This window comes from Ensifer sp. NM-2, assembly GCF_003024455.1.
Classification (GTDB): domain Bacteria; phylum Pseudomonadota; class Alphaproteobacteria; order Rhizobiales; family Rhizobiaceae; genus Ensifer; species Ensifer canadensis.
This window is the reverse complement of sequence record NZ_PVZR01000091.1, coordinates 1-656: the sequence shown is the minus strand read 5'-3', so window position 1 is coordinate 656 and position 656 is coordinate 1. Positions and strand designations below refer to the sequence as shown.

Annotated in this window: 1 protein-coding gene; it reads left to right on the top strand. The window is 65.9% G+C overall.

The window, feature by feature from the left end:
* Window positions 1-656 (top strand): VCBS domain-containing protein (locus tag C6558_RS38910; RefSeq protein ID WP_199197133.1); only part of this gene is annotated, 656 nt, incomplete at both ends.

Genomic DNA, 656 nt, shown 5'->3' with positions numbered 1-656 from the left:
CGACACCCACAGCGCCGGCTTCACGGCCCAGGGCCCCAGCTACCTCGGCACCTTCGCGCTCGGCGCGCTGAACCAGGCGGGTGACTCGGTCGGCTGGAGCTTCCAGGTCTCCGACGGCGTGCTCGACTCGCTGCAGGCCGGCCAGACGCTGACGCAGAAGTACGACGTGACCGTCGATGACGGCCATGGCGGCACGGCAGTGCAGACGGTGACGATTGTGATCACCGGCACGAACGACATTCCGGTGATCACCTCTGCGGTGCAGAGCGGTGCGGTGACGGAACGAGCTGATAACGCGGCCGGTGAGAATGCGGTTGTGCATGTGCAGGGCGGCGCGGTCACTTTTGCCGACATCGATACGCTCGACACCCACAGTGCCGGCTTCACCGCACAGGGCCCCAGCTACCTCGGCACCTTCTCGCTCGGCCCGGTGAATCAGGCGACTGACAAGGTTGGCTGGAGCTTCAAGGTGGCTGACGGCGTGTTGGACTCGCTGCAAGCCGGCCAGACGTTGACGCAGAAGTATGACGTGACCGTCGACGACGGCCATGGCGGCACGGCAGTGCAGACGGTGACGATCGTCATCACCGGCACCAACGACGCCCCGGTGATCACGTCCGGTTGGCAGCTTGGCGGCGTGGTGGAACGGTTTGACG